At 70.5% G+C, this 26,172-nt stretch carries 24 protein-coding genes; 6 read left to right on the top strand and 18 right to left on the bottom strand.

Annotated elements, in window-relative coordinates; translation table 11 throughout:
• Positions 1-4: 4 nt before the first annotated feature.
• From ACQPZX_RS08170 to ACQPZX_RS08140, 7 genes are all read right to left on the bottom strand, one after another.
• On the bottom strand, positions 5-1,012 hold the full coding sequence (locus ACQPZX_RS08170; protein WP_433376616.1) for a sugar phosphate isomerase/epimerase family protein: 1,008 nt from the start codon (positions 1,010-1,012) through the stop codon (positions 5-7).
• 140 nt (positions 1,013-1,152) lie between these two features.
• Positions 1,153-2,070, bottom strand: a complete 918-nt coding sequence (locus ACQPZX_RS08165) for a sugar phosphate isomerase/epimerase family protein (RefSeq protein WP_433376613.1) — start codon at positions 2,068-2,070, stop codon at positions 1,153-1,155.
• A 518-nt stretch (positions 2,071-2,588) separates the two neighbouring features.
• Positions 2,589-3,761, bottom strand: a complete 1,173-nt coding sequence (locus ACQPZX_RS08160; RefSeq protein ID WP_433376610.1) for a Gfo/Idh/MocA family protein — start codon at positions 3,759-3,761, stop codon at positions 2,589-2,591.
• Positions 3,762-3,772: 11 nt separating this feature from the next.
• Entirely contained in the window at positions 3,773-4,813 is a 1,041-nt protein-coding gene (locus tag ACQPZX_RS08155) for a substrate-binding domain-containing protein (RefSeq protein WP_433376607.1), read from the bottom strand.
• 40 nt (positions 4,814-4,853) lie between these two features.
• A complete protein-coding gene (locus tag ACQPZX_RS08150) occupies positions 4,854-5,855 on the bottom strand; it encodes an ABC transporter permease (RefSeq protein ID WP_433376604.1) in 1,002 nt (333 codons plus the stop codon).
• Positions 5,852-7,387: a sugar ABC transporter ATP-binding protein gene (locus ACQPZX_RS08145; protein ID WP_433376601.1), complete on the bottom strand. Its 1,536-nt coding sequence runs from the start codon at positions 7,385-7,387 to the stop codon at positions 5,852-5,854. Before ACQPZX_RS08145 ends, ACQPZX_RS08150 begins: the two co-directional genes overlap by 4 nt.
• Positions 7,384-8,574, bottom strand: coding sequence for an ROK family protein (locus ACQPZX_RS08140; protein ID WP_433385090.1), 1,191 nt, complete (start codon positions 8,572-8,574; stop codon positions 7,384-7,386). Before ACQPZX_RS08140 ends, ACQPZX_RS08145 begins: the two co-directional genes overlap by 4 nt.
• 1,453 nt (positions 8,575-10,027) lie before the next feature.
• On the opposite strand from ACQPZX_RS08140, the gene ACQPZX_RS08135 reads away from it, so the two are divergent.
• Positions 10,028-10,996 (top strand): YihY/virulence factor BrkB family protein, encoded by a 969-nt coding sequence (locus tag ACQPZX_RS08135; protein WP_433376598.1) that lies wholly within the window; start codon positions 10,028-10,030, stop codon positions 10,994-10,996.
• Between the two features lie 5 nt (positions 10,997-11,001).
• Here the strand turns inward: ACQPZX_RS08135 and ACQPZX_RS08130 are convergent, their stop codons facing one another.
• The 6 genes from ACQPZX_RS08130 to ACQPZX_RS08105 all read right to left on the bottom strand — a co-directional run bounded on the left by ACQPZX_RS08130 (position 11,002) and on the right by ACQPZX_RS08105 (position 17,287).
• Entirely contained in the window at positions 11,002-11,811 is an 810-nt protein-coding gene (locus ACQPZX_RS08130) for an ABC transporter permease (RefSeq protein WP_433376595.1), read from the bottom strand.
• 1 nt (position 11,812) lies between these two features.
• Positions 11,813-12,571 (bottom strand): ABC transporter permease, encoded by a 759-nt coding sequence (locus tag ACQPZX_RS08125; protein ID WP_433376592.1) that lies wholly within the window; start codon positions 12,569-12,571, stop codon positions 11,813-11,815.
• A 145-nt stretch (positions 12,572-12,716) separates the two neighbouring features.
• Entirely contained in the window at positions 12,717-13,646 is a 930-nt protein-coding gene (locus ACQPZX_RS08120) for an ABC transporter ATP-binding protein (protein ID WP_433376589.1), read from the bottom strand.
• 34 nt (positions 13,647-13,680) lie between these two features.
• Positions 13,681-14,205 carry a hypothetical protein gene (locus ACQPZX_RS08115; protein ID WP_433376586.1) on the bottom strand — a complete coding sequence of 175 codons (525 nt, stop codon included), beginning with the start codon at positions 14,203-14,205 and terminating at the stop codon, positions 13,681-13,683.
• Complete coding sequence (dnaG, locus tag ACQPZX_RS08110; RefSeq protein ID WP_433376583.1) at positions 14,202-16,061, bottom strand: DNA primase; 1,860 nt, start codon at positions 16,059-16,061, stop codon at positions 14,202-14,204. Before dnaG ends, ACQPZX_RS08115 begins: the two co-directional genes overlap by 4 nt.
• A gap of 11 nt (positions 16,062-16,072) precedes the next feature.
• Positions 16,073-17,287: a deoxyguanosinetriphosphate triphosphohydrolase gene (locus tag ACQPZX_RS08105; protein WP_433376581.1), complete on the bottom strand. Its 1,215-nt coding sequence runs from the start codon at positions 17,285-17,287 to the stop codon at positions 16,073-16,075.
• Between the two features lie 44 nt (positions 17,288-17,331).
• On the opposite strand from ACQPZX_RS08105, the gene ACQPZX_RS08100 reads away from it, so the two are divergent.
• A complete protein-coding gene (locus tag ACQPZX_RS08100) occupies positions 17,332-18,918 on the top strand; it encodes a methyl-accepting chemotaxis protein (protein WP_433376578.1) in 1,587 nt (528 codons plus the stop codon).
• Here ACQPZX_RS08100 and ACQPZX_RS08095 read toward each other — a convergent pair.
• Entirely contained in the window at positions 18,912-19,280 is a 369-nt protein-coding gene (locus ACQPZX_RS08095; RefSeq protein ID WP_433376575.1) for a VOC family protein, read from the bottom strand. The genes ACQPZX_RS08100 and ACQPZX_RS08095 overlap by 7 nt on opposite strands.
• A 267-nt stretch (positions 19,281-19,547) precedes the next feature.
• Here ACQPZX_RS08095 and ACQPZX_RS08090 point away from each other — a divergent pair, with 267 nt between their 5' ends.
• From ACQPZX_RS08090 to ACQPZX_RS08075, 4 genes are all read left to right on the top strand, one after another.
• Positions 19,548-19,928 carry a hypothetical protein gene (locus ACQPZX_RS08090; protein WP_433376572.1) on the top strand — a complete coding sequence of 127 codons (381 nt, stop codon included), beginning with the start codon at positions 19,548-19,550 and terminating at the stop codon, positions 19,926-19,928.
• Between the two features lie 8 nt (positions 19,929-19,936).
• Positions 19,937-20,962, top strand: a complete 1,026-nt coding sequence (locus ACQPZX_RS08085; RefSeq protein WP_433376569.1) for a DUF4388 domain-containing protein — start codon at positions 19,937-19,939, stop codon at positions 20,960-20,962.
• 60 nt (positions 20,963-21,022) lie between these two features.
• The gene (locus ACQPZX_RS08080) at positions 21,023-21,508 is read left to right on the top strand and encodes a roadblock/LC7 domain-containing protein (protein WP_433376566.1); all 486 of its coding nucleotides are present in this window, start codon (positions 21,023-21,025) and stop codon (positions 21,506-21,508) included.
• A gap of 83 nt (positions 21,509-21,591) precedes the next feature.
• The gene (locus ACQPZX_RS08075; RefSeq protein WP_433302043.1) at positions 21,592-21,963 is read left to right on the top strand and encodes a hypothetical protein; all 372 of its coding nucleotides are present in this window, start codon (positions 21,592-21,594) and stop codon (positions 21,961-21,963) included.
• 137 nt (positions 21,964-22,100) lie between these two features.
• Here the strand turns inward: ACQPZX_RS08075 and ACQPZX_RS08070 are convergent, their stop codons facing one another.
• The 4 genes from ACQPZX_RS08070 to dusB all read right to left on the bottom strand — a co-directional run bounded on the left by ACQPZX_RS08070 (position 22,101) and on the right by dusB (position 26,026).
• Positions 22,101-22,619: a DUF1269 domain-containing protein gene (locus tag ACQPZX_RS08070; protein ID WP_433376563.1), complete on the bottom strand. Its 519-nt coding sequence runs from the start codon at positions 22,617-22,619 to the stop codon at positions 22,101-22,103.
• 63 nt (positions 22,620-22,682) lie between these two features.
• On the bottom strand, positions 22,683-23,741 hold the full coding sequence (locus ACQPZX_RS08065) for an MFS transporter (RefSeq protein ID WP_433385087.1): 1,059 nt from the start codon (positions 23,739-23,741) through the stop codon (positions 22,683-22,685).
• Positions 23,742-23,846: 105 nt separating this feature from the next.
• Positions 23,847-24,911 (bottom strand): DUF2786 domain-containing protein, encoded by a 1,065-nt coding sequence (locus ACQPZX_RS08060; protein WP_433376561.1) that lies wholly within the window; start codon positions 24,909-24,911, stop codon positions 23,847-23,849.
• A complete protein-coding gene (gene dusB, locus ACQPZX_RS08055; RefSeq protein ID WP_433385084.1) occupies positions 24,908-26,026 on the bottom strand; it encodes a tRNA dihydrouridine synthase DusB in 1,119 nt (372 codons plus the stop codon). The genes ACQPZX_RS08060 and dusB overlap by 4 nt, the downstream gene beginning before the upstream one ends.
• Positions 26,027-26,172: the final 146 nt, after the last annotated feature.

Genomic DNA, 26,172 nt, shown 5'->3' with positions numbered 1-26,172 from the left:
ACATTCAGGACGACGACGAGAACGCCGCGTCGAACGCTGCCGAGGGCGCGTCGAAGGCCAGACGGCGCACGAACTTCAACGCCTCCGGCGCGCCGACCAGCCGGTCCATGCCGGCGTCCTCCCACTCGATCGAGATCGGGCCGTCGTAGCCGATCGCGTTGAGCGCGCGGAAGCAGTCCTCCCACGGCACGTCGCCGTGGCCGGTGGAGACGAAGTCCCAGCCGCGACGCAGGTCGGCCCAGGGCAGGTGCGAGCTCAGCCGGCCCCGGCGGCCGTCGCCGGTGCGTACCTTCGCGTCCTTGCAGTCGACGTGGTAGATCAGGTCCTTGAACTCGAGGATGAAGTTGACCGGGTCGAGGTCCTGCCAGACGAAGTGCGACGGGTCCCAGTTCAGGCCGAAGGCGGGCCGGTTCCCGATCGCCTCCAGGGTCCGGCGGGTGGTCCAGTAGTCGTACGCGATCTCGCTTGGATGCACCTCGTGCGCGAAGCGCACCCCCTCCTCGTCGAACACGTCGAGAATCGGGTTCCACCGGTCGGCGAAGTCCTGGTAGCCGCGGTCGATCATGGCTTGCGAGGCGGGCGGGAACATCGCGACCGTGTGCCAGATCGACGAGCCGGTGAACCCGACGACGGTCTTCACGCCGAGGCGCGCGGCGGCACGGGCGGTGTCCTTCATCCGCTCGGCGGCCCGGCTCCGCACGCCCTCGGGATCGCCGTCGCCCCAGATGGCGGCGGGGAGGATGTCCTGGTGCCGCTCGTCGATCGGGTGGTCGCAGACGGCCTGCCCGACGAGGTGGTTGGAGATCGCGAAGACCTTCAGGCCGTGCTTCTCCAGCACGGAGCGCTTGTGGTCGATGTAGTCGGGCTCGGCGAGCGCCCGGTCGACCTCGAAGTGATCGCCCCAGCAGGCGATCTCGAGTCCGTCGTAGCCCCACTCGGAGGCCAGCCGGCAGACGTCGTCGAAGGGCAGGTCAGCCCACTGGCCGGTGAAGAGCGTGATGGGTCGGGCCATGTCGTGCAACTCCCTGATCGCAGCCGAAAACGGCGGACGGCGAGGGAGGACCGGCCGGAAACAGATGGTGTTCACGTGGCGTCGCGACCGGCCGGGGTTGCGCCTCCCGAACGGTCCGCCGAACCAACCCTATCGAAAAATCAGCGGGCGGGGCAGGGCTCGTTCTCCGGCGCGAGGCCGATCGCCGCGAGCTCCGCCAACAGGTACGCCACGTCGCCCGCCACCTGCTCGGGGGTCGGGTCGGGGGTCCGGCTGAGCAGGGTCAGATATTCGGTGAGGGGCCCGCCGGCGCCGAACACCTGCCGCAGCCCGGACCGCCATGCCTCGGTCGTCCCGCCCGGCACCGCCGCGAGACGAACCTCGATGATGGACAGCCCGGCGTCGGTGAGGGACTCGATGCCGGCGGCCGGGTCGGGCCACGTGCGCGCCACGTGACCGAGGTCGAGGCAGACGCCCAGCCGCTCCTTATCGATGCGGCTGAGCGCGGCGACGGTCTGCTCGGGGCTGTCGAGCACCGCGCCGGGACCGGGCTGGAAGCCGACCCGGACGGCCCGGCCGTTCTGCCAGGCGAGGTCGGCCAGCCCGGCGGACAGGCGGCGCAGGATGCCGGCGCTCGCCTTGTCGGAGGCCTCGGCCCAGCCGGCGCGCGGGCCGAGGCCGATGGTGCTGACGGCGCCGCGGACGGCGTCCTCGTCGAGGAGGTCGAGCAGGGTGCGGGCGAGGTCGAGCGTATACTCACGGCGGGCGGGCTCGGTCCAGGCGGGGGGCTGCTCGCCGCCACCCTCGCCGAAGGGCGCGCCACTCAACGTAACGACCTCGAGGCGGCGGGCGTCGAGTTCGGCACGAAGCCGGGTGCGGGCGCGGCTCTCGACGGCAAGGGCGGCGGCGAGCGTCGGGGGAAGCCAGAGGTTGACGCCGAGCAGGTCGGCGCCGAGGCGGGCACGGACCGCGCCGTACGTGTCGAGCCGCCCGACGACACCCGGTAGATTGCTCTCGGGTCGCGCGGCGATCTCGACGCTGAGGTGCACGATCCGGCCGGAAGGATGTCTCAGCCGCATCAGTGTCCTCCCCGGGCGAGGGTGCCGGTGCATCTGCACGTGCATCCGCGCGTGCTGTGGCGTCCAGTATGGACCATGCCGCCGCCGATGCTCGACGCGCGCGGTGCGGTCCGTCGCGTTGCCATGACGCCTCCATCCGTGGGGTCCACTCGACCTCGGATACGAGCGTCATGCGCCCACAGGATCAGCGGCGTACGGACCGTGCGACGCGGTGACCGGCGCGGACATGATCGGAGGGCCGCGGGAAGATCGGCATTCATAAATGCGCGCGGATAGGGTGACCTGCCGGTAGGACGGTGTACGGGTGGGCTTCAAAGGCCTCGGAGAGCGCTATCTATGTGCGCTATCTGCACGTTCGGACACGCACACGACGATCACCCGTGCGGGCGCACGCGGGTGACCGGGCAACAAAAAATCTTGCGGCCGCCCGGGGAGCCGGGCGGCCGCAAACATCCCGCCGCGGGCCGGCCGGCGCGGGCGCAACCGCGCCGTCCCTCGCCGGCCTGCGACGGACGTAACTAGATCTCCTCGACCTTCGTCCACTGCGACGTCTCGGCGGACTGGGAGACGGCGTCGAGGACCAACTGGACCTGCAGCGCGTCCGAGAAGGACGGCGTGGGGTCGGTCCCCGTGCCGATAGCCTCGATGAGGTCGCGCATCTCGTGGGTGAAGGTGTGCTCGTAGCCGATCGGGTGCCCGGCCGGCCACCAGGCCGCCATGTACGGGTGCGACGGCTCGGTCACTAGGATCCGGCTGAAGCCCTGCTCGTCGCCGGGCAGCCCGCCGTCGTAGAAGGACAGCTCGTTCATCCGCTCGAAATCGAAGACCAGCGACCCGAGCGAACCGTTGAGCTCAACCCGCAGCCCGTTCTTGCGGCCGGTGGCGAAGCGGGTCGCCTCGTAGGTCGCGATCGCTCCCCCGTTGAGCCGGGCGAGGAAGAGCGCCGCGTCGTCGACGGTGACCTCGCCCGTTTCGGCGGAGGAGGCCGACGCGGCCAGGCCGGAGGACGCCGACGGCAGGGGGCGCTCCCGGACGAAAGTCTCCGTCAGCGCCGACACCGAAGTGATCGACTGCCCGGTCACGTACTGGGTCAGGTCGATGATGTGCGCCCCGATGTCACCGAGCGCCCCCGAGCCGGCGACCTCTTTGCGTAGCCGCCACACCAGGGGAAAGCTCGGATCGACGATCCAGTCCTGGAGGTAGACGGCCCGCACGTGCCGGATGGCGCCGATCCGTCCGTCGGCGACCATCTGCCGCATCAGCGCCACGGCGGGCACCCGCCGGTAGTTGAAGCCGCACATCGCCCGTACGCCATGGGCTTGTGCAGCGGCCGCGGCCGCGACCATCTCTCTCGCCTCAGCCACCGAATTGGCCAGGGGTTTCTCGCACAGCACGTGTTTGCCGGCCGCGAGCGCCGCCAGCGCGATCTCCGCGTGCGTGTCACCCGGGGTGCAGATGTCGACCAGATCGACGTCGTCGCGCTCGACAAGTGAACGCCAGTCCGTGGTGTGCGACTCCCAGCCGAGCTTGGTAGCGGCGGCCGCTACCCCCTCGGGGGAACGACCGCTCACCACCCGCATCCGTGCCGACAGCGGCAGGTCGAAGAAATGGTTCACGGAACGCCACGCCTGGGAGTGCGCGGCGCCCATGAACGCATAACCGACCATGCCGACCCGCAGCTGTTCCGACATGAAATATCCCCTTAAAAGCCCAGCTTCGCGTACTTCGAAGCGTTTTCCTTGGTGATCGTCTCCGACGCGAGCGTGATCTCCTTGGGAACCTGCAGCTCCACCAGGTCGCTCATCCCCTTGCCCTGCCCGATCAGCCGGGCCAGGGAGATCGCCGAGGACGCCATCGACGGGCTGTAGGTGACCGTCGCCTTGAGGACCAGGTCGTCCTTGGCGATCGAGTCGATCGCCGCCTTCGAGCCCGCGCCGCCGACCATGAAGAACTCGCTGCGGTTCGCCTGCTTGATCGCGGCGAGCACGCCGATGCCCTGGTCGTCGTCGTGGTTCCACAGCGCGTCCATCTTGGGCAGCGCCTGCAGCAGCGCGGTCGCGGCCGCCTGGCCCGAGTCGGCCGTGAACTCCGCCGGCCGGCGGTTGGCGACCTTGAAGCCGTACACCGCGAGGGCGGTGTTGAAGCCCTGCGTGCGCTCCTGGGTGAGCTCGAGCGAGTCGATGCCGGGGATCTCCCCGATGATCGGGTTGGTCACGCCCTTGGTCTTGAGCTGCTCGCCGATGTACTGCCCGGCGGCCAGGCCCATGCCGTAGTTGTCGCCCTTGATCTGCAGGCGGTACGCGGCGGCGGAGGGGAACGCGCGGTCGAGGTTGACCACCGGGATGCCGGCTCGCATCGCCTCGAGGCCGGTCGCGTTCAGCTCCTTGCCGTCGTGCGGGAGCATCACGATCACGCTGGGCTTCTGCGCGATCAGCGTGGCCAGCGCGGCCCTCTGAGCGGCGGCGTCGGCGCCGGCCTCGACGGTCTTGAGCTCCACGTCGGAGTACGCGGCGGCCTGCGCCTTCGCGTTGTTGGTGATCGCCGCGATCCAGCCGTGGTCGGCGGCGGGCGCGGAGAATCCGATCACGACCTTGGTGCCGGGCGCGGCGTTGGCGTCGCCGCTGGAGTTGGTCTTCACCTGCGCGTCGGTGCCGGGGTCGTTGCTCGTGCAGGCGGTCAGGAGCGCGCCGGCGCCGACGGCCGCGCCGCCGAACAGAACGCGCCTACGGGACAAAGCGGACATGATTCCTCCAAGGGGGACCCGGTTTGCGGGCCGGGAGTGGTCAGCGCTTGAGGAGTTGCGTCAACGAGCGATAGCGGAACTGCTGGATCAAGACGGCGGCGACGATGATGCCGCCCTTGACCATGTTCTGGACCTCGGTGGAGAGGTTGTTGATCGCGAAGAGGTTGGTGATGGTGGAGAAGACCAGCACCCCGAAGAGGGCGCCGATGATGGTGCCGCGGCCGCCGCTGAGCAACGTGCCGCCGATGATCGCCGCGGCGATCGCGTCCAGTTCGTACAAGTTCGCCATGGCGGCCTGCGCGCTGGTCGCCTGGGACGTCAACATGATCGCGGCGATGCCGCAGCACAGGCCGGAGAGCGCGTAGAGCAGCACGGTGTGGCGCTTGACGTTGATGCCGGCCAGCCGCGCCGCCTCCGGGTTGCCGCCGACCGCGACCGTGCGCCGTCCGAAGGTCGTGCGATTCAGCAGGACCCACCCGGCCGCGACGACAACCGCCAACATCCAGACCAGCAGGGGTACGCCGAGGAGTTTCGTCGTCGCGATGGCGTTGATGGTGTCGTTCGCCGACACCTGGGTCTGCTTCCCCGAGATCTGGGCCGCCAGGCCGCGCGCCGACACCAGCATGGCCAGCGTCGCGATAAAAGGCACCAACCGGCCGTACGAGATGAGCACGCCGTTGACCAGCCCGACGGCGATGCCCACCACCAGCGCCGTGAAGATCATGCCGGTCGCGCCGTAGCTCTGGGTCGCCAGCGTCGTGCACCAGACCCCGGCGAGCGCGATGATCGCGCCGACCGAGAGGTCGATGCCGCCCCCGATGATCACGAAGGTCATGCCGACCGTGACCACGCCGATCGCCGACGCCTGCTGCAGGATCGTCAGGAAGTTGTTGCGCACCCAGGTCGGGTCGGAGTACAGGTCAGGCTTGGTGATGATCCCGATGATCACCAAGAGGACCAGCACACCGACGAGACCCAGGTTCCGCGCCGTGTTGTCATCGATCCGCCACTTCCTGGCGGCGGGCGCCGTTTCGGCGATCATGCGGGTTCCCCCTCCAGGAGCGACCCCGCCATCACGAGGTCGAGCACGGTGTCTTCGTCCAACTCGTCGGCCGGCGCCTCGTGGATGAGGTGGCCCTCGCGCATCACCAGCACCCGGTCGGCCAGACCCAGCACCTCGGGCACCTCGCTGGAGACCAGCAGCACGGCCACCCCGTCGGCGGCCAGCCCCCGGATCACCTGGTAGAGCTCGGCGCGGGCGCCCACGTCCACGCCCCGGGTCGGCTCGTCGAGCAGCAACAGCCGGGTCTTGTCGAGCAGCCAGCGGCCGACCACGACCTTCTGCTGGTTGCCGCCCGAGAGCGTGCGGGCCGGCCGGTCCACGTCGCGCGGGCGCAGCTCCAGCAGGTCGGCGGTCTTGAGAGCGGCCGCGCGCTCGTCGCGGGCGGCGGTGAAGCCGGCCCGCGCGAACCCGGCGAACGACGAGAGGGTCATGTTCTTGTAGACCGGCTCGTCGAGCAGCAGAGCCTGGCTCTTGCGCTCCTCGGGGGCCATGCCGATGCCCTTCTTGACGGCCCGCCCCACCCCGGTGATCCGCTGCCCGTCCATGGTGACCGTGCCGGCGTCCGGGCGTCGCGCCCCGAAAATGGTCTCGAGCAGCTCGGAGCGGCCCGACCCGACCAGCCCGGCGATTCCCACGATCTCGCCGGGCGCGACCGTGAGGCTCGCGTCGACGAACTCGCCGTGCCTGGTCAGTCCCTCGACCACGAGGATCGGCGGTTTCTCCTGTCGCGCCGGCCTCGGGGGGAAGACGTACTCGATGCTCCGGCCGGTCATCTTGCCGACCAGCTCCCGGGTCGGCGTGGTGCGGGCCGGCAGGTTGGCCGCCGTCGTGCGGCCGTCCTTGAGGACCGTCACGCGGTCGCCGATCTCGCGGATCTCGGCCAGCCGGTGCGAGATGTAGATGACCGCGATGCCGTGCGAGGTCAGGTCGCGGATGATGCGGAACAGGTTTGCCACCTCGTCATGAGCGAGCACGGCGCTGGGCTCGTCCATGACGATCAGCTTGGCGTCGTGCGAGAGGGCCCGCGCCATGCTGACGATCTGCTTGCCGGCCGCGGGCAGCTTGTCCACCTTGGTACGCGGCCCGATCTCGGCGTGTCCCAGCCGGGCCAGGATCTCCCTGGTCTTCTCGGCCGCGCTGCGGCGCCGGGTGAAACCGAACTTCGCCTCCTCGTGACCGAGGAACGCGTTTTCCGCCACCGAGAGGTCGTCGACCAGGTCGAGCTCCTGATAGATGGTGGCGATGCCGGCCCGCATGGCGGCCTGCGGCGTGGCCGGCGCGAACGGCTCGCCGAGCCAGGTGATGTCGCCGCCGTCGGCGTGGTGCACGCCCGCCAGCACCTTGATCAGCGTGGACTTGCCGGCGCCGTTCTGCCCGAGCAGGCAGTGCACCTCGCCGGCCTGCACCTCGAGCTGTACGCCGTCGAGCGCCCGGACGCCCGGGAACGTCTTGACCACGTCGGTGAGCCGCAGGACGACTTCTTTCTCCGCTTTTCCTTCCGGGGCGGTCATGACGCCTGCTCGAAGGCCATGTCGGAGGCGAGCACCGCCGCCCCGGTCACGCCGGCGCGTCCCTCCAGCTCGGAGAGGACCACCGGCAGGTTTCCCGTGGCGAGCGGCAACGACCGCCGGTAGACCACGCTCCTGATCTCGGCTAGTAGCACATGCCCGAGCTGGGCCAACCCACCCCCGATCACGATCATCGACGGGTTGGCGAACGAGACCAGCGTGGCCAGCACCCCGCCGACCCGCCTGCCCCCCTCCCGGATCAGCCGGATGCAGGTGACGTCGCCCTCGGCGGCCCCGTCGGCGACATCTTTGGCGCTGAGGTCGCCGCCGTCGCTCGCCGCCAGCCGCTCGGCCAGCGCCGGGGAATCCCCCGCCCGGGCTGCCGCGAGCGCGTCCCGGGCCAGCGCGGCGCCGCTGAACAGCGCCTCGAGACAACCGGTGTTGCCGCACGAGCAGACCGGCCCGTTGGCGTCGACCTGGATGTGCCCGATGTCGCCGGCGCAGCCGTCCACCCCGCGATAGACGGTGCCGGCCAGGTGGATCCCACACCCTATTCCGGTCCCGATCTTCACGAAGAGGAAGTCGTCGACCGAGTGCGCGACCCCGCCGTGCCGCTCGCCGATCGCCATGATGTTGACGTCGTTGTCCACCACGGCCGGGCAGCCGTGCTCGCGGGCGAGCACCTCACGCACCGGATAGCGATCCCAGCCCGGCATGATCGGCGGCGAGACCGGCACCCCGTCGCGGAAGCTGACCGGACCCGGCACCCCGATGCCCACCCCGTCGAGCCGCTCGTAGGCGCCGTCGGTGCGCGCCTTGGCCAGCAACTCGTTGACCCGCTGGAGGATCACCTTGGGGCCGGAGCGGATGTCGGCCGGCTCGCGATAGGCCGCCACCGGCTCGAGCCGCCCGTTGGTCACCTCGATGTCGATCGAGCTGGCCCCGAGGTCGACGGCCGCGAACCGCAGCCGCGGATGAATCTCGACGAGCGTCGACCGCCGGCCACCCCGCGAGGCGGCCATCCCCGCTTCGGCGATGAGGCCCGCGGCAACGAGCCTTTCCACCTCGGCGAGCAGGCGGGGCCGGGTCAGCTCGAGCCGGTCCCCCAACTCGGCCCGGGACACCGGCCCCTCGTCCCGGAGCAGCCGCAGAACCCGCAAATGCGGGGCGTCAGCAAGAAACACGGCCACCTCCAGGCGCGACACCTGCACGAACACCGCTTCGATCACGCGATGTTGTGCCCGTCACACTAGGCGTGTTCCGCCTCAACAGTCCATACCTTCCAGAAGATCCGTTCCAACTTTTGTTTCCCAAGCCAAAAGTTGGCACGGCGACCCACCTTTTGACCTCCCGAAAACCCACGAGAGTACGCCGCCCGGACCGCCCCCAACCGCAGTCCCCCGCCGCACCAAGCCCCGCACTTCCCGGCTCCATCAGCGCTCCCCCGCCCTGCGGGGCAGATCTTGATGAACTGGCGCGCGCAGCACGCAGTAACTCATCAGGGCCGCGGCGCCTCCCGCTCCTCCCCACCCTCGAGAGGGCGATCTTGATGAACTCGCGCACCCAGCGCGCGGCAACTCATCAGGGCCGCGGCGCCTCCCGCTCCTCCCCACCCTCGAGAGGGCGATCTTGATGAACTCGCGCACCCAGCGCGCGGCAACTCATCAGGCTCGCGCCGCCCGGCAGCGGGCAGCGGGCAGCGGCAGCGGCAGCGGCAGCGGCAGCGGCAATGATGAGTTCGCGCGGGCAGCGCATTCCGCCTAACCAAGATCGACTGGGGCGACAGACTCGGCGGTCACTGATGAGCTCGCACGCTCAGCACAAGGGCGGCGCCGGCCAGCGTCGACGGACATGCGCGCCGGGCGGCTGCCGGCGCCGGCGGGCGCTGACGAGCTCGCGCGCCTTGCAAGCGCAGCGCGGGCGGGCGCCGCGTTTTGCGCGATGCGCGCGTGTGGCGGGCACAGCGCGTGGCGAGCGCAGCGCATCGCGGGCACAGCGCGTGCCGGGCACACCGCGTGCCGGGCACACCGCGTGGCGAGCGCAGCGCGTGGCGAGCGCAGCGCATGGCGAGCGCAGCGCATGGCGAGCGCAGCGCATGGCGAGCGCAGCGCATGGCGAGCGCAGCGCATGGCGAGCGCAGCGCATGGCGAGCGCAGCGCATGGCGAGCGCAGCGCATGGCGAGCGCAGCGCATGGCGAGCGCAGCGCATGGCGAGCGCAGCGCATGGCGAGCGCAGCGCATGGCGCGTGGCGGGCAGGTGGAGCGGCGGGCGCGGACGGCCTTTTGTTGCAAGCAGCGGAGGCGGCGCGGCGGAGGCGGACGTTGCTGTGGTTGGGGGCGGGCCCCGCCTCGTACCCGAAAAGGGGTTTGATCCTAGGTTCGGATCGGCATTTGGTGGGCAATGCCGTTACTGGTCGTATCCGCACGTGAGGGGGAGGGTGACGTGCGGAGGGCCTTCACCGTTCTGTCCGGAGGATTGCCATGAAGCTGGGCCGCAGGACCGACGATGACCGTCCCGGGTCGACGCCGACCGCTGAGTCAGAGGCTCCTGAGTCGAAGGAAGCCGCCGAAGCGCGCGCTCGCGGCGCGGAGGATTACGACGTCGCCGCGGCGGCGACCACCGATGTCGGGGAAGAGGGGAAGGTGCCATCACCCCCCGGGGTCCCGCCGTCGGCCGGTCCCGACTCGCCGACGCAGCTGCGCGGCAAGGGATGGCTCGCCGCGCTCAAGCGGACCTTCGGGCAGTTCTCGGAGGACAACGTCTCGGACTGGGCGGCGGCGCTGACGTATTACGGCGTGCTGTCGATCTTCCCGGGGGCGCTGGTGCTCGTGTCGGTCCTCGGGCTGCTGAGCTCGAACGGCCGGGACACCGTGCAGGACACGATCAACGAGCTGACCGGCAACGAGCAGATCCGCGACCTGGTGAACACCGTGCTGAAGCAGGTCAACGACTCGGGGGCGGCCAGTTTCACGGCGATCATCGGTCTCGTGCTGGCCTTCTGGTCGGCCTCCGGATATGTCGCGGCCTTCATGCGGGCATCCAACGTGGTCTATGACGTGCCGGAAGGGCGGCCGATCTGGAAGACGCTGCCCATCCGGGTCGGTGTCACCGCGGTCGTCGGTGTCATGTTGATCGCCTCGGCCTTCATCGTGGTCTTCACCGGCGATCTGGCGCGCGTGGTCGGCGAGAAGCTCGGTTTCGGCGGCGTGGCCGTCACGGTCTGGAACGTCGCCAAGTGGCCGGTGCTGGTGGTGCTGGTCAGCTTGATGTTCGCGATCCTCTACTGGGCCTCGCCGAACGCCAAGACCGGCGGTTTCCGCTGGGTGAGCCCGGGCGGCATCTTCGCGGTGGTGCTGTGGCTGGCCGCCTCCGGCGCGTTCGCGATCTACCTGGCGAACTTCGCCAACTACTCCAAGACCTACGGCACGCTGGGTGGCGTCATCGCCTTCCTGGTGTGGCTGTGGATCACCAACATCGCGATCCTGATGGGCGCCGAGCTCGACGCCGAGCTGGAACGAGGACGCGCCATCGCGGCGGGCCACGACCCGGGCGACGAGCCGTTCCTCGAGCTGCGCGACACCCGCAAGCTCAAGAAGCACGACGACACGTAGCCGGCTCATTTGCACAGCATCTTGCCCATGCGGCGGCCCGCCACGGTGAGGCCGAGGGCGAGCATCGCCAGCAGGTAGAGGACGTCGAGCAGCTGCAGCGCGCCCACCGGGCCGAGGCTCAGCGCCCGGGTCAGGTCGACCGAGCGGTACAGCGGGGTCACCTCGATCAGCCAGCGGACCGGAGTGGGATAGGCCGTGGGCGGGACGAACGTGCCGGAGAACAGGAACAGGGCGAACTGGGCCGACGCGATCAGGTCGAAGTCCTGCCAGCTCCGGATGACGGTCGAGGTGGCCATGCCGAGCGCGCCGAAGGCGAAGCCGACCAGGATCGTCGCCGGGAACATCGCGGCGGCGCGCGCGGCCGAGGTCAGGTCGAGGGCGACCATGATGACCAGGAACGCGGCGGAATACAGAACGCCGCGGACCATCGCCCACGCCAGCTCGCCGAGGGCGATCTCGATCGGCCGGATCGGCGTCGCGAGCATGCCCTCGTAGAGGCGCATGAACTTCATCTTGCCGAAGAAGTTGAACGTGGTCTCGGACAGCGCGCCGGACATGGCCGCGGCCGCGAGCATGGCCGGCGCGACGAACTCCGCGTACCCCACCAGGCGGCCGTCGGGCAGCCGCAGGTCGCCGATCAGCCCGCCCACGCCGACGCCGATCGAGAACAGGTACAGCACCGGCTCGAGGAAGCCGGAGAGCATCACCACCCAGTACGCCGAGCGCAGGCAGTTGATGTTGCGCTCGGTCACCGACGCCGCGCGCCGGCCCGTCCCCTCGAAGGTGACCAGACGGGGCAGAACCAGGGCCAGCATGTCAGACCACCAACCGACGACGGAACCGGGAATGGGCCAGCCACCAGCCCAGCGCGCACCAGGCCAGCAGGTAGAGCAGGTGCCACAGGCCGAGCCACCCGGGCGTCAGCCCGAGCATGGCGTCGCGGCTCAGGTCGACGCCGTGCCAGAGCGGCAGCGCCCACGCCACCCAGCGCAGCAGCGTCGGCAGCGACTCGATCGGGAAGAACACGCCGGAGAACAGCGACATCGGCAGCACCGCGAACCGCAGCAGGATCGCCAGATAGCTGTCGCTGGTGACCCAGGAGCTGTAGGCGACCGTGGGCGCGGCCACCGCGAAGCCCACCAGCAGCGACACCACCAGCGTGAGCGGCGCCCACCACGAGTGCACCGCGCCGAACAGCACCGCGATGCCGAGGAACGCGGTCGCGCTGAGCAGGATGCGGAACAGCATGAAAGCGAGATGGCCGCCGAGGATGTCGGCCACCCGCAGCGGGGCCGCCGCCTGCGCGAAGTAGACCTTGAGCCACTCGAAGTAGCTCAGCACCGGCCAGGTCGCCTCGCCGATCGCCGCCTGCACCGCGGTCGAGGCGATCAGGCCGGGCACGATCCAGTCCAGATAGGGCACTCCGTCGACGCCGCCCGCCACGTACGCCCCGACGCCCACCCCGAAGCCGAGCATCGTCAGCAACGGCATGACGAGTGTGGACAGTGCGCTCGACCGCCAGGTGCGGCGGTAGTTGACCAGGTGGTACTCCAGAACGTAAGCGCCGGGCGTCATCGCGTTGTCCCCAAGGTCGCAGCTGAGCTACCGTTAAGGTCGGACATCTTGGCGGCGAACCCTTCCGAGTCGGCGGTTTGGGGTGTCCGACAGGCTCCCGCCCCGGCGCTCTTCCCGGGGCGGGGGTTTTCTTTCCCGGCTCCCATCAGTCCACCAGCGTCCGGCCCGTGAGGTGCAGAAACACGTCCTCCAGGCTGCTGCGGCGCACCAGCACGCTGGCCGGCATCAGCGACCGCCGCTGCACTTCGGCCGCCGCCTCGTCACCGTCCGCGACGTAGAGCAGGATGCGGTCGGGCAGCACCTCGAGCCGCTCGCCCAGACCGGCCAGCTTCTCCGCGTACGGATGCTGGGACTCGGCGGCGAACCGCAACTCGACCACCTCGCGCGTCGAATATTGCTCGATCAATGCGCGCGGCGAGCCCTCGGCGACGATGCGGCCGCCGTCCATCACCACGAGCCGGTCGCACAACTGCTCGGCCTCATCCATGTAGTGGGTGGTCAGCACCAGCGTCACGCCCTGCTGCTTGAGCCGGAACAACCGCTCCCACACCAGGTGCCGCGCCTGCGGGTCGAGGCCGGTGGTCGGCTCGTCGAGCAGCACCATCTCGGGCTCGTTGACCAGGGCGCGGGCGATCGTCAGCCGCCTTTTCATCCCGCCGGACAACGGCTCGACCTTGCTCTCGGCCCGCTCACCGAGCTGCACGAACTCGAGCAGCTCGTCGGCGCGGCGGCGAGCGACCTTGCGCGGGATGCCGAAGAAGCGGGCGTAGGTCGTGAGGTTCTCCCGGACATTCAGCTCGATGTCCAGATTGTCCAGCTGGGGGCACACGCCCAGCCGCGCCCGGATGCGCGGACCGTCGCGCTGCGGATCGAGCCCGAGAATGCGCAGCACCCCGCCCGACGGCGGCGACACACACCCGATCATGCGCATGGTCGAGCTCTTGCCCGCCCCGTTGGGCCCGAGGAACCCGAACGCCTCGCCCCGCCGCACGTCGACGTCGATGCCGTCGACCGCGGTGAAGTCGCCGAATCGCTTGACCAGGCCACGCGCGTGAATGAGGGAGTCGTTGTCCACGCCGACGACCCTAGGCGTGGGGTACGACAAAAACTCAATCCCGCGGGGAGGTCGCTCCCTGCGCCGCCGACACCAGCTCGCCGGTCAGCTCGACCACCGCCGGCAGCTGCACCGGCGTGCCCGAGTCGTAGCGAACGGCCCAGCTCAGGCCGTCGTGACCGGGCACCCGCCGGCCCACCACGCGCACCCCGCCGGTGTTCAGCGGATGATGCGACGTGTACGCCACCGACCGGGTCACCCTGGTCCGCACCTGATCGGGCAGCTCACCCGGCTCCAGCAGCAGGTAGCTCACCGCCGGACCGTCGATCAGCACGGCGTACTCGTCGCGCACCTCGGCCACCTCGGCCGGCGTGATCCGCAGCTCCCGCCCCGACCACGCCGCCTTGTGGATCTCGTGCCAGCCCAGCTTCTTGCCATCGGGCAGCCACAACCCCTGGTTCGTGGCCACCAGCGCGCCGTCCGGCGAGGACACCGGCGCCCACGCCAGCACCCGCTCCTCCGGGCCGAGCGCGGGCCGCAACGAAGCCGGCAGCTTCGGCCGCCGTCGTAACCAACTCACAGTCCACCTGCCGCCTGTTCGCGCAACGCGCGCGCCTGCTGTTCCAGCGAGAAGAGCTCCCCGGCCAGGGCCAGGTATTCATCCTTGTGCGCCACCGGGTTGAGCCGCTGGACCTTCGACTTGAGATCACGAATCCGGGTGGTCACCGAGCCCGCCTGCAGCCGGGCCAGGGTGATCTGCACGTACCGCGGGTCGACCACGCCGTCCACGCGCAGCGGTTCCACCGAGAGCTCCGAGATCAGGCCCTTGCCGGCCAGGTCGTCGCAGGAGTCGCGCACCTTCTCGATCCACACCACCCCGCCGGACGACGCCGACGACGCGCCGCCGGCCTCCCGGATCGCGGCGCGGATCGCCTGGTAGACGCCGTCGACGTAGTCCTCGGCGCCGACCGTGTCGAACATCGGACCGGCCAGCACCGGCTCCTGCAGGGCGAGCTTCAGCGATTCCCGCTCGACGAGCCGCTGCGGCGCCTCGGCAGCGCGAGCCGCCGGCGCCGCGTCGGCCGGAGCGGTGCCCCGCAACGCCGAGTTCACCGCCCGTTGGACCGGCTCCAGATCCATCCCGAGGTCGGCCGCCAGCTTCCGCGCGTACTCCGGCCTCTTTTCCCTGTCCTTGATCTTGGCGACCAGGGGGGCCGCCTTGCGCATCGCCTCGACCCGCCCCTCGACCGTGTCCAGGTCGAAGCGCGAAATCGTGTGGCGCAGCGCGAAGTCCACCAGCGGCTCCCGCCCGGCGATCATGTCGCGCACCGCGAGGTCGCCCTTGGCCAGGCGCAGCTCGCACGGGTCCATGTTGTCGGGACTGACGGCGATGAACGTGCGGCCGACGAACCGCTGATCCTCCTCGAACGCCCGCAATGCCGCCTTTTGTCCCGCCGCGTCGCCGTCGAAGGTGTAGATGATCTCGCCGGTGAAGCTGTCGCTGTCCATCAGCAGCCGCCGCAGCACCCCGATGTGGTCGATGCCGAACGCCGTGCCGCAGGTCGCCACCGCCGTCGGCTCGCCCGCCTCGTGACAGGCCATCACGTCGGTGTACCCCTCGACGATCACCGCCCGGCCGCGTTTCGCGATCTCGCGTTTGGCCTGGTCGATGCCGTAGAGCACGTGCGACTTCTTGTACAGCGGCGACTCGGGGGTGTTGAGGTATTTCGGACCGTCGTCGTCATCGAACAGCTTGCGCGCGCCGAACCCGATAATGTCGCCGGTCAGGTCCTTGATCGGCCACAGCAGCCGGCGCCGGAACCGGTCGATCAGCGACCCCGAGCGGGCCGGCTTGGTCAGGCCCGCGGTGTTGAGCTCGTCGGCGGTGAAGCCCTTCTGCCGCAGGTGCTTGGCGAGCGCGTCCCACGAGTCGGGGGCGAAGCCACACCCGTACCTCTCGGCGGCGTCACGCCCGAACCCGCGCTGCGCGAGAAACTCGCGCGCCTTGCGCGCGCCCGGCGTCGAAAGCTGGTCGCGATAGAACTCGAACGCCGCGACGTGCGCCGACAGCAACCGCTGACGCTGCCCGGCCTGCGGGCGCGGCGCGCTCGGCGAGTTGTCGATGTCGTAGCGCAGCTGAATGCCGGCCCGCGACGCGAGCCGCTCGACCGACTCGATGAACGAGAGATGCTCCGCGTCCATCAGGAACTTGATGGCGTCGCCGCCCTGACCGCAGCCGTGGCAGTAATACACGCCGCGAGCTGGGGCAACGGTGAACGACGGGGTCTTCTCGTCGTGGAAGGGGCACAGGCCCTTCAGGTTGCCGCCGCCCGCCGGGCGCAGCGTCACCGTCTCGCTGATGATGTCGTCGATCGACGTCCGGTCCCGGACCAGCGCGATGTCCTCGTCCTTGACCCTGCCCGCCACGGCATACATCCTGCCTCGCGCTACGCCCGCGCCGCCACCAGGGTCCTGTGCCATGCCACCGCGGCGTGGTCGGTGAGGGACGCGACCTGGTCGACCACCACTCTGAGTGCCGCGGCGTCACTCTCGGCGGTCTCGAACAAAGGCCCAAAAACCACGTCCAGACCCGATGGCGTACGGGTCAGAGCGTCCACCAATTCGACGAGGATCGTCCGCTGCTGCTCATACCAGTCCTCAGCGGCCCGCGACCGCATCACGTAGCGCAACGCCATGCCCTTGAGCAACGCGCACTGGTTACGCACGGTGCGCGGCACGATGAGGTCGGCGTCGTATCTCCGCACCGGATCGGTGCCGTACCGGCTCTGGGTCGCGCCGACCGCGGAGGCGACGAAGCGGCCGGTGAGCACGCTGGTCATCCGTTTGAGGGTGACCTGGGCGCCGTAGGTGCCGTCGTAGCCGGCGACCGGGACCACCGCCGGGTCGGCGAGCAGCTGGTCGAGGGCGGCCGCGAGCGCGTCGGCCGGCTCGTCGGAGTAGGTCGCGGCGACGTCGGCGCAGAGCTCGGCGCGCTCGGCCGGGTCGTCGAGCAGCGGCCGCAGGGAGAGGTAGCCGCCGTGCACACCGTCCTCGACGTCGTGGACCGAATAGGCGACGTCGTCGGCCCAGTCCATGACCTGCGCCTCGAGGCAGCGGCGCTCCCCCAGGCCGTCGAGGCGCATCCAGTCGAAGACCGGCCGGTCGTCGGAGTAGATGCCGAACTTGCGGTAGCCGTCCTTGCGCGGCCAGGGGTATTTGCTGCACGCGTCGAGAGAGGCGCGGGTGAGATTGAGGCCGGCGCCGGGGACCTTGGCCTCGAGCCGGGTGAGCACCCGCAGGGTCTGCGCGTTGCCCTCGAAGCCTCCGCAGGCCCGGGCGGCCTCGTCGAGGGCGGTTTCGCCGTTGTGGCCGAAGGGTGGGTGGCCGAGGTCGTGGGCGAGCCCGGCGACGTCGACCACATCCGGGTCGCAGCCGAGGCGGGCGCCCATCTCGCGGGAGATCTGGGCCACCTCGAGGGAGTGCGTCAGACGCGTACGCAAGAAGTCGTCGGACCCGGCCGTGTGCACCTGGGTCTTGGACGCCAGCCGGCGAAAGCCGGCCGAATGCAGCACCCGCGCCCGATCCCGCTGGTAGGGGGTTCGTCCGTATCCGCTGTCCTTGGTCGGTTCTGGGACCCACCGCTGGGCGTCGAGCGCCGTCATGATCTCAGCCTAAGCGTCCCGTCACCCTTGCCGATGTAGTAGCCGTGGAGTCCGATTCGCCGTCGCGCGGGATCACGATCGTCGCGCGCTTGCTGGTCATGGTCGCCGCTGGGCTGGCTTCGGTCGGCCTGGTGGTCGGCTTCGCGATCTACAGCTCGTCGGTGCAGGCCGACGCGAGCCGGGACATGGCCCGGGTCAGCGACGGCATGAGCGACCAGTGGAACGCGGACATGATGCACGACGCACTGCGCGCGGACGTGATGTCGGCGATGTACGCGACCACCGACGCCCAGCGGACGAAGTACGGCGTGGAAGAGGTCTCCGACCACGCCCAGACGATCATGGAGATGTACGACGCGGCGGCCGCCGAGGCGCCGGCGAGCCTGCGGGCGGAGTACGCGGCGGTGCGCCCGCGCCTGCAGGTGTACGCGGACACGGCCACCTCGCTGGTCGCCACCGCCGCCACCGATCATGACAAGGCCGAGTCGCAGCTCGGGGACTATCTGACGATCTACTCGGAGCTCGAGGAGAAGCTCGGCGCCCTCGACGACAACATGCTCACGGCGGTCAAGGAGGCGAGCGACCGGGGCGTCGCCTCGGCCCGGAAGAGCAACTGGATCATCGGGCTGGCCGGCCTGGCCGGCGCCGTGATCACGGCGCTGGCGGGGTGGTCGACGCTGCGGGCGATCCGCCGGCCGCTGCGCGAGATGCTGACCGGACTGCGCGCGGCCGCCGCCTGCGACCTGACCGTGCGGGTGCCGACGATCCGCCGCGACGAGCTGGGCGAGATGGCCGGGGCGCTGAACGAGGCGATGGGCTCGCTGCGCGAGACGGTGGCGGCGACGGCCGCGAGCGTCGGCACGCTGTCGGCGGCGAGCGTCGACCTGCGCACGCTGGCCGGGGACCTGGACTCGTCGGCCGAGCAGACCTCGGTGCAGGCGCGCAGCGCGGACGCGTCGGCGCAGCAGGTGTCGTCGTCGGTGATGGACATGATGAGCGCGACCGAGCAGATGGCGTCGTCGATCCGGGAGATCTCCCGGCAGACCGCGTCGGCGTCGATCACCACCGGCGAGGCGAACCGGAACGCTTTGAGCACGGCCGACGCGGTGGCGAAGCTGAGCGAGGCGAGCCGGGAGGTCGGCGACATCGTGCAGCTGATCACCAACATCGCCGAGCAGACCAACCTGCTGGCGCTGAACGCGACGATCGAGGCGGCCCGGGCCGGCGAGCAGGGCAAGGGCTTCGCCGTGGTGGCGACCGAGGTGAAGGACCTGGCCCAGGAGACCGCGCAGGCGACCGCGGACATCACCACGAAGATCTCGGCGATCCAGGAGATGACCTCGGGGACGGCGGACGCGATCGCGGCGATCACCGCGGTCATCCAGCAGATCGACGACGGTCAGCGGACGATCGCGGCGGCCGTCGAGGAGCAGTCGTCGACCACGGATCTGATGTCGCGCAACGTGGGCGAGGTGTCGTCGGCCGCCGCCGAGATCAGCGGGACCGTCTCGAACATCACCCGTTCGACGGAAGCCACGGCCGAGAGCGCGAACACCACGCGCGGCTCCGCCGAGCTGGTGAGCTCGGCGGCCGGCGAGATCCAGACGCTTATCAGCCGCTTCCGCTACTGACCCTTCGCCGCGGGTTTCCGCGCGGCGAGCACGCAGAACTCGTTGCCCTCGGGGTCGGCGAGAACGACCCAGGGAACGTCGCCCTGGCCGATGTCGGCGGGCCGGGCGCCCATGTCGACCAGCCGCTCGACCTCGGCCTCCTGATCGTCCGGGCGCAGGTCGATGTGCAGGCGATTCTTCACCGTCTTGGGGTCGGGTGAGGCGCCGAACAGCAGGCCGGGCAACTCGCCGGGGGATCGACGGATCTCCACCTCGTCCGGCGCCTCGTGCACGATCACGTACCCGAGCGCCTCGGCCCACCATCGGGCCAAGCGGTGTGGATCGTCGGCGTCCACGACGACCTGTTCCCAGCTGATCGGCATATGGCCCCCTCCTTATCGAAAAGTGACGATCATGTTACGCGCCTCTGGCGGCCGTACCCCGCCCGGAACGGCGCACCCGGCGTGCGACGGCACATTTCGACGCGCGTGAGGATGCGAGGCGTGGGGCAGATCTCGGCGGGCCGGAACAACGGACGCACAGCGGGTGCGACTTGTCGTCGCAGGGTCGCCGCAGGATGGCCCACGGTGACGGCACGGAGTTTCTCGATGGCCGCGCCACGGAGGCGAGAACCACGCAAGGGGATATGGGTGCCCGGCGTCGATCACTGTCTGCAGGAGGCCATGGCGATACCCGGCGCGGTCGGCGCCAGCATCGTCGACTACACCACCGGCTTCCCGGTCGCCACGACCGGAGCCGCACCGAACTCCGACCACGAGGCCGCCGCGGCCGGCACGGCCGACGTGGTCCAGGCCGCGAACAGCCGCTCGCTGTTCGTCTCGGCCCTTCCGCACGACCTGCTCGAAGACCTGATCATCACGACCGCCGGGGGCTACCACCTGCTCCGCCTCGTGCAGACCGACTTCGACAGCCGGCTGGTCCTCTACGTCTGGCTGGACCGGACGCAGGGGAACCTCGCGGTGGCCCGCCGCCGCATGCAGACCCTCGCCGACAACCTGGTCTTTCACTAGGAGCCGCTTTGACCACCTCGAAGACCGCCGCACCCGCGCGCCTGCTCTCGCAGGTCGCCGGGGAGCGGCAGACCGGCGTGCTGGTGGTCGGGGGCCACCCGGGCGGCGCGGTCTACGTCCTCGAGGGGCGGGTCATCTACGCCGAGTCGCCGGCCGCGCCGGGGGTGGGCGAGCTGCTCACCGCGTCCGGCCGGCTCGCCGGGCGCACCTGGCAGAACGCGCTCGACCAGGGCACCTCGACCGCCCGGGTGGGCCGGCTGCTCGTCGAGCACGGGCACCTCACCCAGGGCGAGCTGGAGCTGTGCGTGCTCGGCGCCACCTACGACGCCGCGTACTTCGCGCTCTCGCCCGCGAACGCGCCGGTCGAGTTCCTCGGCGGCGCCACCCACTGGCTGGGCCCGGTCGTGCACATCGACCCGGCCGCGGTCACCCGGGAGGTGCGCCGGCGGGTCAAGCTGCTCGACGACATCTTCCCCGACCCGCGGGTGGACACCGCGATCGTGACGCCGGTCCCCCGGCCGCCGCGGGAGCGGGTCACGCTGACCGCGCCGCAGTGGGAGCTGCTGGTGCACGCCGACGGGCAGCGCACGCCGTCCGACCTGGCGCAGCTGCTGGGACGGGCGGGCTACGCGACCGTCCAGGAGCTACGCCGGCTCGCGGCCCTGGGCCTGCTCGAGCTTCCCGAGGTACGCCCGGCGGACGTGCCCGAGTTCGTGCGGCTCCCCCGCGCGCGGGGCACCGCCGTGGACGTACGCCGTCCGCAGATCCGCCCGGACGACTCGCCGACCGTGCCGGTCGTCAGCGGGGTGCGCCCCGCCGTCCCCGATCCCCCGCCGTCGCCGGCCCAGACGTCGCCGGCCCTGACCGAGGAGACCAACGCCAACGGGACGGTGTACCGGCCGCCCCGCCTGGCCCGCCGGAAACCCGGGGCGAAACTGCCGAAAGAGGTCGCCGGCGAGGCGCCCCCGGCAGCGCCCGGCACCGACGAAGTCCTGCTGAAACGCATCCGCACCGCATTGCGGGCCCTGCGGTGACACGCGCGCCTCCGACCTTCCCGAGGCCTCCGACCTCCCAGAAAGAAAGCGAGACCGAGGATGACCGTGGACCCGGCGGTGCTCCAGGAGCTCGACCGCCTGCGTGCCAGGGTGCCGGAGCTGTCCGGCAGCGTTCTCGCCACCACCGACGGGCTGGTGGTCGCGCACGACGCGCACGGCATCGAGCCGGACGGTCTCGCCGCGCTGGCCGCGGCACATCTCGCGCTGGCCCGGCGGTTCGCGCACGCGGTGAACCACGGCGAGCTGCGGGAATCGGTGGTCGAGTGCGACCGGGGCTACATCACGACCTACACCGCCGGCCCGAACTCGCTGCTCACCCTCGTCACGTCGGGCGACGCGAACCTCGCCATGGTGCACCTCGAGGCGCGCCGATGCGTACGCCGGCTCGTGAAGATCCTGGCGATCGAGGCGAAACAGAACCGCCCGGAGATACCCACGCAGGCCGGCCCGGCGGCGCCGCTGGCGCGGCGCACGCCGATGGCCACCCTGCCCAACAACGCCCGGCGCCGGCAGGCGACGGGTTGACCGCACCGCGGCACAAGGCCGCGGGCGCTACCGGTACCGCCGTAGGGCGGACCGCCATCCCACCGCATACGGAGGACCTACCCATGGGCGACATGGACACCGCACTCAAGGAAATCATGGAGATCGACGGCGCGATCGGCGTCGCCCTCGTGGACCACACGAGCGGCATGGCGCTGGGCACCGTCGGCGGCGGCAAGGAGCTCGACCTGACGGTCGCGGCGGCCGGCAACACGGACGTGGTCCGGGCGAAGCTGCGGGCGATGGAGATGCTGAACATCTCCGAGAAGATCGAGGACATCCTCATCACGCTCGACACCCAGTACCACATGATCCGCCCTCTGACGAGCCGCTCCGGCAAGGGGCTGTTCCTGTACCTGGCCCTGCGCCGCGACCGCGCCAACCTGGCCATGTCCCGGCACCAGCTGAGGCGCATCGAGAACGACCTCGACGTCTGATCTGGACGACGCCATGTCCCGCTCCCGGCGGGGAGGGCAAGCAAGGGCGCCCTCCCCGCTCAGGACGAGTCACCGCGGCGCCGACGCGGACGCGACGGCGCCGACCGGCGGCTGAGGGTCCGCCGGCCGGCCGCGCGTCAGTACGGCTGCGGATTGGCGGAACCGCCGCCGAAGGTTTGCAGCAGGATCTCGCGTTCGCCCTCGGTGAGATTGGTGTGGATCAGCTTGCTGTGCTGGCCCATGCCGTGGAATCGCTCGCCGAGGCGGTCCAGGTTGCCCTGGTCGGTGACCAGGAACAGCGCGGACGTGCCCTCGGTGATCTCCGTGCGAATGGTCTCCAGCTGTTTCTTGTCGATGCCGGAGTCTTCGGTGGCCTTGCTGATCGCCCCGATCGCCGCGCCGGCCGCGCCGCCGATCACCGGGACCAGGAACAGCGCGCCGGCCAGCAGGCCCCACAGCGCGCCCCAGCCGGCGCCGCGCCACACGCCGTCGTGGCCGTGCTGCAGCTTCTCGGGTTGCGGGGCGCCCACCGGCCACCGGATGACCGCGTGGTCGAGCACCTTCACGAGGCCCTCGGCCTGGGCGTCCTTGAGCTGCTCGGAGGCGCCCTGGGCGCCGTCGGGACTGTCGAATTTCCACACCGTGAACGTCGTCATCTCGCGCTCCTGAAGGGGATGGCTCCTCAACGCTCATGGTCGGCGGAAGCGCCCGGCGGCCCCTCATCCCCGGCGGGCGATTTCCAGCGCCGCGGTCAGCAGCAGCGGAATCGCGGCCAGCGCGAAGAGCAGCGTCAATGGCACGGGCAGGCCGAAGCCGGCGTACAGCAGCACCGCGAACACCTCGGCGCCGAAGCCGCTCACCGACAGGACCGTGCTGCGCGCCGGCCCGGTGATCGACTCCTGGAGGCGGGTCTCGGCGCGGACCATGGCGTACTGCAGCAGGCCGAACGCCGCGGCGATCGGGATCATGCCGGTCAGGTGCGGGATCAGCGCGCCGGCGGCGATCAGCACCGCCGAGCCGGCGACGATCAAGGGCATTGACGCGATGCGGCGGCCGGCCAGGGCGCTTCCGGCGGCCATCGCGAGTGCCACGAGGCCATAGATGACGGGTACGCCTACCGTGGGCGCGCCCATGTCGCGGGCGAGCAGGGGGAGGTACTCGTCGAGGGCGGTGAACCCGGGCAGGAGCGCGGCGATCGTGACGGCGAGCAGCGTGGACTTGTCGCGTACCGACTCGCGCAACCCGGAGGTCAACAGCTCCCGGTAACTGCCCGTGCTGTGGTCGTCGGCTTCCTCACCCGTACGATCGACTGCGCTTGCCCGATTGGCGGGAAGTCGAAGCGCGAGGAGACCACCCAGCGTGACCATCGCGATGCTGGCGATGCCCACCAGGCGATAGCCGCCCACCGAGAGCAACGGCGCGGCAAGCAGCGTCGCGGCCAGGGTGGCGAGGATGCCGATCGTGCCCGCGCGGCCCATGATCTTGGCATAGTCGTCGCCGACCTGGTCGTAGACGAGCGCCTCCAGCGAGCCGGAAGCCAGCGCGCCGCCCAGCCCCCACAGCACGAAGCCCAGCGCGAAACCCGGGAAGGCCGGCCAGATCAGCCACAGCGCGTAACCGGCGGCGGTGAGCAGCTCACCGATCGCATAGAGGCCGCGGCGGGACCAGGCGTCGGCCAGCGCGCCGGACGGCACCTCGAAGGCGAACGAGACGACCGACCAGATCGCGAACAGGGTGGAGATCTGGCTGGTGGACAGGCCCGCGTCGGCGAAGAGCAGCGCGTAGACCGGGTAGAGCAGGACTCCGTCGGAGCAGGCTCGGACGGCGTAAAGGGTTCTCGATCAGCGTGGTGGTGAAGGCATGCGTCCATGCTCCCGCGGCGGTCAAGCCAATTTCGCCTCGTCGGCCGCGGCGCGGCCGGACTCCCATCCCTCCAGGCTGTCGACCCGGCTGCCGCGGGCTTTCACCGTACGGGGGAAGGCGCGCGTCACCGCCTCCTGAACCTGCAGGTCACGGCTCCGCAGCACGGGCAGGAGATCGCTGTGCTGCTCGATCTCGTGGCGGGTCGCGCGTTCGAAGCGCTCGCCGATGCGCACCGCGTACGCGACCAGGAAGCTCCGCCGGAACGCCTTGATCCGTGCCTTGCCCTTGGCCGGCTCGTCGCGGGCCATCGCCCGGTTGGCCTGCACGAGCAGCGAGGTGTAGAGCAACTCGACCGCGTCGATGTCGGCGTCGAAGCCGAAGACCGTCGAGAACGCCAGCTCGGGCGACCACACGGTGTGACAGTGGTTGGCGCGCGCCACGGCGTCGAGCAGGCTGGCCTTCTCGCTCTCGTAGGGGTGATCGACGCCGAGGCGGCGGGCCAGCGGCGTCTCGTCCGGGGTGGCGGCGAGGACCTCCTCGATGCTGTGCCGGGCGATCAGCTCCTGGGCCTTGGCGGAGAAGGCCTCGGCCTCGGCGGGGAAGTCGGTCGACTCGGCCTTGGCGAGTAGCGCTCGCACCCGCTCGAGGACCCGGTTGTCGGCGCCGCGAAGGCGTTTTTCCGGTTTGTCGCCCGGGGCGGGGATCAGCTTGTCGATCGTCGGCAGCTTGCGCAGCTCGATCAGGAGGCCGAGGCCGGCGTCGAGGGTTTTGATGCGATCGCGGTTGTTGTTGCCGCCCGGGAGGTCGTCGGCTTGTGCACGCCACCGGGGATCTATGTCCGGAAATTTCGATATATAGGCTCTCGTGGCCTCGGCGATCAGGTGAGCTTGGACCGGATTGCCCAGCCTTGCCACGACCCGATGCAGCTCGGCCGGCTGCCACCCACCGCGGACCAGCCGATCGACGCCCTCGGCGACCGCGCCGCGCATGGCCGCGTCGGCTTCTCCCGCCGGTGCCACCGTCAGCGCGTCCAGGCCGTCCTCGTAGCTGAGAGATCCCCGCAGCACGTCCTGGATCGTGGTCATCCGCCCGACTCGTCGGTCTCGGCGCCGACCGGGACGGTGTCGTCGTCGCGGCTCTCGAGCCAGCCGTAGGGCAGCGAGACCTTGCCCGGCGCGTTGACCCGGCCGCGCGGCTGGCCCAGCGCCTCGGCCGGGAACGGGATCGACGGGTCCAGCTTTTCGAGGAGGTCGTCCAGCTCGGCCAGCGACGAGATCATCGCGAGGCTCCGGCGCAGCTCACCGCCGACCGGGAAGCCCTTCAAATACCACGCCACGTGCTTGCGGAAGTCGGCGCAGCCGTGCTTCTCGTCACCGAGCGTGTCGACCAGCAACTCGGCATGCCGGGACATGATCTTGGCGACCTCGCCCAGGTAAGGAAGCACCGGACGGTAGCCGGCGCCCTGCGTGAACGCGGCCTCCAGATCGGCGAACAGCCACGGGCGGCCCAGGCAGCCGCGGCCCACGACCACGCCGTCGACGCCGGTCTGCTCGACCATGCGCAGCGCGTCCGAGCCTTCCCAGATGTCGCCGTTGCCGAGCACCGGCACGTCGAGGGCCTGCTTGAGGGTGGCGATCGCCTCCCAGTCGGCCTTGCCGGAGTAGCGCTGCTCGGCGGTGCGCGCGTGCAGCGCCACCGCGGCGACACCCGCCTCCTGCGCGATCAGGCCGGCCTCGACGTACGTGAGGTGGTCGTCGTCGATGCCCTTGCGCATCTTGATCGTCAGCGGGATACCGAACGGCTTCGCCGCCGCCACCGCCTGCTGCACGATCCGCCCGAAGAGCCGCCGCCGCCACGGAAGGGCCGAGCCGCCGCCACGCCGGGTGACCTTCGGCACCGGGCAGCCGAAGTTGAGATCGATGTGATCGGCCAGCCCGTCCTCGCCGACCATGCGCACCGCACGAGCCGTGACGTCCGGGTCCACGCCGTAGAGCTGAAGGCTGCGAAAGTCCTCATCCTCGGCGAACGCGACCATCTTGAGCGTCTTGGGAATCCGCTCGACCAGAGCCCGCGTGGTGATCATCTCGCAGACGTAGACCCCACCACCTTGCTCCCGGCAGAGCCGCCGAAACGCCACGTTGGTGATGCCCGCCATCGGTGCGAGCACAACAGGCGGGTTGACGGCGCGGTCGCCGAGCATGAGCGGTGCAGTCACGCCTTCGAGGATGCCATGCGCGACGGCCCGCGCCGAAATCACTCGAGGTTGCGGATCATCGCCTGCGGGGTGGCGACCCTGCTGACCCGTTTCCTGGACGCCCGGCCGGGCGGTGCCGCAGCACCCCGCCC

The organism is Actinoplanes sp. CA-142083 (genome assembly GCF_050942195.1).
Lineage (GTDB): Bacteria > Actinomycetota > Actinomycetes > Mycobacteriales > Micromonosporaceae > Actinoplanes.
This window is presented reverse-complemented; position numbering and strand designations above follow the sequence as displayed.

What these genes read in the sequence shown, in the direction of transcription:
- ACQPZX_RS08160 (WP_433376610.1), bottom strand. Translation starts at nt 3,761, where the DNA reads ATGTCGGAACAGCTGCGGGTCGGCATGGTCGGTTATGCGTTCATGGGC.
- ACQPZX_RS08095 (WP_433376575.1), bottom strand. Translation starts at nt 19,280, where the DNA reads ATGCCGATCAGCTGGGAACAGGTCGTCGTGGACGCCGACGATCCACAC.
- dusB (WP_433385084.1), bottom strand. Translation starts at nt 26,026, where the DNA reads ATGCTCGGCGACCGCGCCGTCAACCCGCCTGTTGTGCTCGCACCGATG.
- dnaG (WP_433376583.1), bottom strand. Translation starts at nt 16,061, where the DNA reads ATGTATGCCGTGGCGGGCAGGGTCAAGGACGAGGACATCGCGCTGGTC.
- ACQPZX_RS08155 (WP_433376607.1), bottom strand. Translation starts at nt 4,813, where the DNA reads ATGTCCGCTTTGTCCCGTAGGCGCGTTCTGTTCGGCGGCGCGGCCGTC.
- ACQPZX_RS08165 (WP_433376613.1), bottom strand. Translation starts at nt 2,070, where the DNA reads ATGCGGCTGAGACATCCTTCCGGCCGGATCGTGCACCTCAGCGTCGAG.
- ACQPZX_RS08130 (WP_433376595.1), bottom strand. Translation starts at nt 11,811, where the DNA reads ATGCTGGCCCTGGTTCTGCCCCGTCTGGTCACCTTCGAGGGGACGGGC.
- ACQPZX_RS08075 (WP_433302043.1), top strand. Translation starts at nt 21,592, where the DNA reads ATGGGCGACATGGACACCGCACTCAAGGAAATCATGGAGATCGACGGC.
- ACQPZX_RS08105 (WP_433376581.1), bottom strand. Translation starts at nt 17,287, where the DNA reads ATGACGGCGCTCGACGCCCAGCGGTGGGTCCCAGAACCGACCAAGGAC.
- ACQPZX_RS08070 (WP_433376563.1), bottom strand. Translation starts at nt 22,619, where the DNA reads ATGACGACGTTCACGGTGTGGAAATTCGACAGTCCCGACGGCGCCCAG.
- ACQPZX_RS08145 (WP_433376601.1), bottom strand. Translation starts at nt 7,387, where the DNA reads ATGACCGCCCCGGAAGGAAAAGCGGAGAAAGAAGTCGTCCTGCGGCTC.
- ACQPZX_RS08080 (WP_433376566.1), top strand. Translation starts at nt 21,023, where the DNA reads ATGACCGTGGACCCGGCGGTGCTCCAGGAGCTCGACCGCCTGCGTGCC.
- ACQPZX_RS08125 (WP_433376592.1), bottom strand. Translation starts at nt 12,571, where the DNA reads ATGACGCCCGGCGCTTACGTTCTGGAGTACCACCTGGTCAACTACCGC.
- ACQPZX_RS08150 (WP_433376604.1), bottom strand. Translation starts at nt 5,855, where the DNA reads ATGATCGCCGAAACGGCGCCCGCCGCCAGGAAGTGGCGGATCGATGAC.
- ACQPZX_RS08060 (WP_433376561.1), bottom strand. Translation starts at nt 24,911, where the DNA reads ATGACCACGATCCAGGACGTGCTGCGGGGATCTCTCAGCTACGAGGAC.
- ACQPZX_RS08170 (WP_433376616.1), bottom strand. Translation starts at nt 1,012, where the DNA reads ATGGCCCGACCCATCACGCTCTTCACCGGCCAGTGGGCTGACCTGCCC.